Annotated in this window: 2 protein-coding genes and 1 pseudogene; all 3 read left to right on the top strand. The window is 52.5% G+C overall.

Annotated elements, in window-relative coordinates; translation table 11 throughout:
* Positions 1 to 186: 186 nt before the first annotated feature.
* The gene (locus tag V7080_RS21805; protein ID WP_334190487.1) at positions 187 to 3,552 is read left to right on the top strand and encodes a DNA methyltransferase; all 3,366 of its coding nucleotides are present in this window, start codon (positions 187 to 189) and stop codon (positions 3,550 to 3,552) included.
* Positions 3,553 to 3,555: 3 nt separating this feature from the next.
* Positions 3,556 to 6,936 carry a DEAD/DEAH box helicase family protein gene (locus V7080_RS21800; protein WP_334190486.1) on the top strand — a complete coding sequence of 1,127 codons (3,381 nt, stop codon included), beginning with the start codon at positions 3,556 to 3,558 and terminating at the stop codon, positions 6,934 to 6,936.
* Positions 6,918 to 7,115, top strand: a pseudogene (locus V7080_RS21795) (hypothetical protein); the annotation flags it as partial. The gene V7080_RS21800 and the pseudogene V7080_RS21795, both read left to right, overlap by 19 nt.
* Positions 7,116 to 7,194 lie beyond the last annotated feature (79 nt).

The raw sequence follows: 7,194 nt of genomic DNA, 5'->3' as shown, positions 1-7,194 counted from the left end.
TGGGACATTGCATGGGACATTGCATGGGACATTGCATGGGACGCTTGCGCGGGACATTGCATGGGACATTGCATGCGAAATTGCATGGGAAATTGCATGGGACGCTTCGCGGGAAGGCTGCACTCATCGATTAGATTTCATTCGGTGTACAAGAGACTAAGTGTGTAGAACCAATCAGAGACAACCATGCCATCTGCCGAACAACTTCGCAGCCGCCTTTTGAAGAAGCTTTCCGAGCTGTTCCAGCTCGACCAGCCGGACCTCGATTTCGGCTTTTACCGCATCATGCACGCCAAGGCGCAAGAAGTTCAGGACTTCGTCGGCACCGACCTGCTAAAAATCGTGGCGGATGCCTTCGGTGATGCCGACGAGGCCCGCAAGGCGGGACTGAAGGCGAGGATCGACGAGGAAATTGCCGCAGCCAAAGAATACGGCGTTGCCGACCCTGAGCATTCTCCGAAAGTTAAAGAAGCTCGGGCCGCATACGAAGCAGCCAAGGATACCGCCAGTGCGGAGGCCGATGTGTATGACCACCTGTATCGCTTCTTTGAGCGCTACTACGACGACGGCGACTTTATCTCCCGCCGCTATTACACCCGGGAAACATCCGGCAAGGCCGCGCCTTTTGCCGTGCCGTACAATGGCGAAGAAGTGAAACTGCACTGGGCCAACGCCGACCAGTATTACATCAAGAGCGCCGAGTATTTTTCCAACTTCACCTTTGATTTGCGGCAGGCGAAAGAGGTGCAGGCGACCAAGGGTAGTTTGCCTTTGGGCAATGATGAAAAACCGCTCAAGGTCCGTTTTCGTATTGTTGATGCCACCGAGGGCGAGCACGGCAACGTCAAGGCCTCCGAGGCCAACAAGCGTTTCTTCATTCTGCATGCCGAAAATCCCGTCGCCCTGACCGAAACCGGCGAGCTGGTTGTCAATTTCGAATACCGGCCCGACCCGGAAAAAACCGGTCAGGAAAACACCTGGCGGGACAAGCGCAACACCGAGGCGGTGGAGACCATACTGGAGCGTCTCCAGGCCATGGCTGCCGCCGGTGGCGAACACGAAAAACAGATCCCGGAATATCTGCGTCTGTTCAAGGTCCCCGCTCCGACCGACAGCGACAAGAAGCGCCCCGTTCTGGCCAAGTACGTGAACCAGTACACGGCCCGCAACACCATGGACTATTTCATCCATAAGGATCTGGGCGGCTTCCTGCGCCGGGAGCTGGACTTCTACATCAAGAACGAGGTCATGCGCCTCGATGACATTGAAAACGCCGAAGCCCCTACGGTCGAAAGCTATCTGGCCAAGATCAAGGCGCTGCGCAAGATCGCGGGCAAGCTGATCGACTTTCTGGCCCAGCTTGAGGATTTTCAGAAAAAGCTCTGGCTCAAGAAAAAGTTCATTATTGAAACCAACTACTGCATCACCCTCGACCGGATTCCCGAGGAGTTATATCCAGAGATTGCTGAAAATGAGGCACAGATCGATGAATGGGTAAAGCTGTTCGCGATTGATGAAATAGGGGCCTCACACGAAGACAGGAAGGCACAAAGTGGGGATTTATTTGATAAGGGGATCGTTCCGTTCTCGCGGCCTTTGACGGTCGAGTTCCTCAAGGCCAACAACAAGCTGGTGCTGGATACCCGCTTCTTCGATGACAGCTTCAAGGCCCGGCTGGTGGCGTCGATTGAGAACTTCGATGAGCAGTGCGATGGCTTGCTGATTCATTCGGAGAACTTCCAGGCGTTGAACCTGTTGCAGGAGCGGTATCGCGAGCAGGTGAAATGCGTGTATATTGATCCGCCATATAATGCACAATCAAGCGAAATTCTTTACAAAAACACCTATAAACATTCATCTTGGTTAACTTTGATTAAAGATAGGGCCAATGCCGTATTACCTCTTTATTCAAAACCATTTGTTCATGTTACTGCCATTGATGAAGTGGAGAATTTTCGTTTAGGAATGTTGTTCGATAACCTATACCCTGACTGCGAAGATGCATGTATTTCAATAGTTCATAATCCAACCGGTCAACAAGGGAACAATTTTTCATTTACTCATGAGTTTGCTCATTTCATTTTTCCAAAAGGTCAGAACTGTATTGGTTTAGAGGAGAGAAATGATGATAATCGTGAGGCAAATCCGGATATAAGGCCTTTAAGAAACGTTTCTTCTGGCAACAATCATTTGCGAGAGTCAGCGGCTAATTGCTTTTACCCAATATATGTTAAGGAGGGGAAGATTGTTGGTTTTGGAGATGTGTGTGATGTGGACTTCCACCCCACAGGCATCAATCAAGAAGCAGAAGATGGTGTAATTGAAGTATATCCTATTGATCCGCAGGGAGTAGAAAGCAAGTGGGTTTTTGCTCGAAATACCGTTGAGTCAATTTTGGGTGAGCTGTCTGCCGAATTCAACAAAAAGAAAGGCACATGGGATATCGTCCGAAAAAAGAGCAGGTTTCGTTACAAATCGTTATGGGAAGATAAGAGATATAGTGCCAACAGTTGGGGCAGTGTAATACTCAATAGCATGCTTCCAGGGAACCCTTTTACATATCCTAAATCGATATATACCGTCCGAGACTGTATTGATGCTGCCCTGAAAAATCAAACATCTGGTGATATTTTAGACTACTTCGCCGGTTCTGGCACGACCAGTCATGCCGTAATCAACCTCAACCGTGAAGATGGTGGCAAGCGGAAATATATCCTCGTCGAGATGGGCGACTACTTCGACACGGTGCTCAAACCCCGCATCGCCAAGGTGGTCTATTCCGAAAGCTGGAAAGACGGCAAACCCACAGCGCGTCATACCGGCGTTTCCCACTGCTTCAAATATATCCGCCTGGAATCCTACGAGGACACACTCAACAATTTGCGTCTGGACGAATATCCGGTGCGTAAAAAGGCGGTAGCGGCCAATCCGGCACTCAAGGAAGACTACCTGCTCCGCTACCTTCTGGATGTGGAGACCCGCGGTAGTCAGTCGCTGCTCAACATCGATGCATTCGCCGACCCAACTTTCTACACCTTGGATGTCAAGAAGCCGGGGACGGACGAGTACGCCACCCGTGCTGTCGATCTGATCGAGACCTTCAACTATCTGATTGGGCTGCGCGTGATTCACACATCCGTGCCGCAAACCTTTCAGGCGACTTTCAAGCGCATCACCGACCCGGAGCTTCCTCAAGACCAACATACCAAGTTGGTGGTGGATGGCCGCATCCGGCAGGACGAAGGCGGCCCGTGGTGGTTCCGCAAGGTCGAGGGCTGGGTGCCCAAGGACGCGGCCAATCCCAACAATGGCCAGCGGGACAAGGTTTTGGTTGTTTGGCGCAAGCTCACGGGCGACATTGAGCAGGACAACCTGATGCTGGATGAATGGTTCCAGAAGAACCGCATCATCACCCGCGATTTCGAGTTTGACACCATCTATGTGAACGGCAGCAACAATCTGCCCAATCTGAAGCTGGATAACGAAAACTGGAAGGTCTGCCTCATCGAAGAAGAGTTCATGAAGCGCATGTGGGCTACAGAGGGTGCGTAATTCATGTCAAAATCGCCAAAGCTTGTTGAGTGCCCTCAATGCGGCTTTAAATTCGAGGTAGGTGGTATGGGAAAAAAAGCAAAACCGGGTAAAAGTCATAGATTTAAAGATAAGTTGATTCTGAATCAATGGCTCATAAGCCTGTTCGGTATCGATCCGCTCGCCGAATACAAAGTAAATGGCAAAGTGGTTCGCCCCTTTCACAAGCTGGCTGAACCCATCCGCGATCCGCGACTGGAAGGGTTGGACAAGGATAATCTGCATTTCTTCTACCACCATCTCGGCGATAGCCCGCTCTTCAGCTTTGCCGATCCAACGGCTGATTTCCCGGGCTTTCGCATCAGTCGGGACATGCTCTTGACCTATGAGCAGAACATTGTTCGCCATACCCAGGCGATCAACGAAAAGCGCCACCGCCCCATTGGGTGGAAATACTACCAATGGCTTACCCTTATCTTTGTTGAAATCTACCTCGACCGCTTTTTTGGCAATCGTGAAGGGATGCTCGCCGATCTCAATGCATTCGTAGAGCGATTCAACCTCCACTGGCACGATTACGCCGATGTGCCGCCTTACAACGAGGATGACCTGAACAAGCTCTGTATGCAGAACGCCACCGGCAGCGGCAAGACGCTGCTGATGCACGTCAACCTGCTGCAATACCGGCACTACGCCGCAAAGCATGGGAAGGATAAAGAACTCGCCCGGGTTATCCTGCTGACGCCCAACGAGCGTCTCTCGGAGCAACACATCACCGAGTTTCGGGCGAGCGATATTTCTGCAGGCAGCTACCTGCAATCACGTGGCGGCCAGTTCAGCATGGCCCAGGGCCTTGAGCGTGTGGATGTGCTGGAGATTACCAAGCTGGCTGATCAGGAGGGACCGAACACCATCGCCACGCGAAGCCTCGGAGATCAGAACCTGCTTCTGGTTGACGAGGGTCATCGTGGCATGAGCGGCAAAGAGGAAGGCGTCTGGTTTACCCGGCGGTCCGATCTCTGCGCCAAGGGGTTCACCTTCGAGTATTCAGCCACCTTCGAGCAGGCCGTTCAGGCATCAGGCAATGCCGATTTTGAGAACAGCTACGCCAAGACGGTCGTTTTTGATTACTCCTACCGCTGGTTCTATGAGGACGGTTTCGGCAAGGATTATCAGATCCTGAATATGCCCAGCACGTTTGTCCAGGTGCAGTTTGCTTACCTGACGGCTTGTTTGCTCAAATTTTATCAGCAACTCCGTATATACGAGGAAAGAGAGGAAGATTTCGAGCTGTTCAATCTGGAAAAGCCGCTATGGGTTTTCGTCGGCAGCACAGTTTCGAAGGCAAAAGGCGGCACGAATGACGAGAAAATTGTTGCTGCCGACGTTGCCCAGATCATCTGTTTTATTGCAGATTTCCTTGAAAACCAAGTCAACAGCCAAGAAACAATTAATGCCTTGCTGACCGGTGGTGGCCAAGGGCTGGGACTTCTGGATCAGGATAAGAACGACATCTTTGCCGGGGCATTTACCTATCTGGCCCGGGCCATGAATGGCGGCGAAACCGTTGTAGCCCTCTACCAGGATATTCTCGCCAGGCTGTTCAACCATGCCGAAGGCGGGCATTTGTCACTGGATCGCATCAAAGGTGAATCCGGCGAAGTGGCCTTGCGTGTGGGCACGAGCGAGACACCCTTCGGTCTGATCAACGTCGGTGATGCCAAGAGCCTGTGCGATCACGTGGCCGAGGTGGCGGCGCAGAACGGCACACGACTGACCGTGGAAGAGAGTGACTTTACCGAGGCGATGTTCGCCTCCGTCAAGGATTCCACGTCACCGGTCAATCTGCTTATCGGCTCAAAGAAATTTGTCGAAGGCTGGGACTGCTGGCGCGTCAGCACCATGGGCCTGATGCATGTCGGACGCTCGGAAGGCTCGCAGATTATTCAGCTCTTTGGGCGTGGCGTCCGCTTGAAGGGTTACGAGTGGAGCCTCAAGCGCAGCGGCCATACTCATGCGCCAGTTCGGCCGACCTTCATCGAGGAGTTGGAAACCCTCAACGTGTTCGGCATCGAAGCCGACTTCATGGAGAAGTTCCGCGAGTTCCTCAAAGAGGAAGGCCTACCCGGCAACGAGCGCCGCAAGATCATTACCATCCCGCTGAATGTCACCTATGACTTCGGCAAGAAGCTCAAAATCCTCCGCCCCAAGCGGAAGGCATCTGACGGCAAGGAATACGACTTCAAGAAAGATGCAGCGGTTCCCACTGTCGGGGATATCCCGGACTACATGACGAACAACACGGTAGTCGCCGACTGGTACCCGCGCATTCAGGCCATGCAGTCACGCGGTAGCACCCTTTCGACCCAGAAGGACAAGGTATCGTTACGTGAACAGCATTTGGCTCTGCTGGACTATGACACGCTCTTTTTCGAGCTGGAGCGGTTCAAGCGCGAACGGAGCTGGTACAACTTCAATATCACCAAGGATGGCATCAGGCGTCTGCTGGGGGACCCGAACTGGTACACCCTCTACCTGCCCGAAACCCGCCTGAACCCGGCAACCTTTGATGGCGTGCTCTTGCTGCAGCAGGTGGCGTCAGAGCTTCTGAAGCGGTACTGCGATCACTACTACAACTATCGCAAACGGGAATACATCGAACCGCGTCTGGAGCTGCGGGAATTGGATGAAACGGATGACAATTTTCCGCCAAGGGATAAGGACAGAAATGATGGCTTCTGGTGTGACTATCAGCTCATCGTGGATGGCGATGAGGAACAGGTCATCCAGGGGATTCAGCAGATCAAGAAAGATCTGGAACAGAAGAAGGATCATCTGCTGAAGATTGGTGATCTGAACGCCTGCAATTTCGGCAAGCACCTGTTTCAGCCGCTCTTTCACGTCCGGCGCGGTGGGAAAATCACCATCCTGCCTGTCGCCTTGGGCGAGAGCGAATATCAGTTTGTCACCGATCTGAAGAGCTGGTGCGACGGCCACAAAGCCGCTCTGGAAAAGGAAGGAATGGAACTCTTCCTGCTCAGAAACATGAGCCGGGGTAAAGGCGTGGGATTCTTTGAGGCGGGCAACTTCCACCCTGATTTCATTCTTTGGATGCTGATTGGTGGGAAACAGTGCGTCACCTTCATCGAGCCGCACGGTCTTTTGCACGAAGGCCCCGCTAGCGAGAAGGTTCTTCTCCACAAGCGGATAAAGGATGTCGAGCAACGGTTGAATGACCCAACCGTGATCCTCAACAGTTTCATCCTTTCCTGGACGCGATACCCGCAACTGAAATGGGGAGAATCCCAAGAAGAGCTTGAGAGTAGGCATGTGTTATTCATGACGGACGACCGGGATGGATATATTGACAAGCTGTTTGCCCGGCTGAGGGGGATGGTGAAATGAATCCCGAGCAACTTTGGGCTACGACGATGAATCCCGAAACGCGGACGATCCTGCAGGTGACCATCGACAACGCGGCCGAAGCAACGCACGTATTCGATACACTCATGGGCGAAAAGGTAGAGCCACGCCGCGAATTCATCGAGCGTAATGCACAGTACGTGAAGAATCTAGACGTGTAAACTGCGCTTCGCGGGACGCTTGCGTGGGACATTGCATGGGACATTGCATGGGACATTGACCCTTCCTGAAATCAGTTGA

Source organism: Noviherbaspirillum sp. (assembly GCF_036846085.1).
GTDB lineage: Bacteria > Pseudomonadota > Gammaproteobacteria > Burkholderiales > Burkholderiaceae_D > Noviherbaspirillum.
The sequence above is the reverse complement of the archived record's forward strand: the minus strand, read 5'-3'. Positions and strand labels throughout refer to the sequence as shown.

Coding starts and splice junctions, on each gene's coding strand:
- V7080_RS21805 (WP_334190487.1), top strand. CDS start 187: ATGCCATCTGCCGAACAACTTCGCAGCCGCCTTTTGAAGAAGCTTTCC.
- V7080_RS21800 (WP_334190486.1), top strand. CDS start 3,556: ATGTCAAAATCGCCAAAGCTTGTTGAGTGCCCTCAATGCGGCTTTAAA.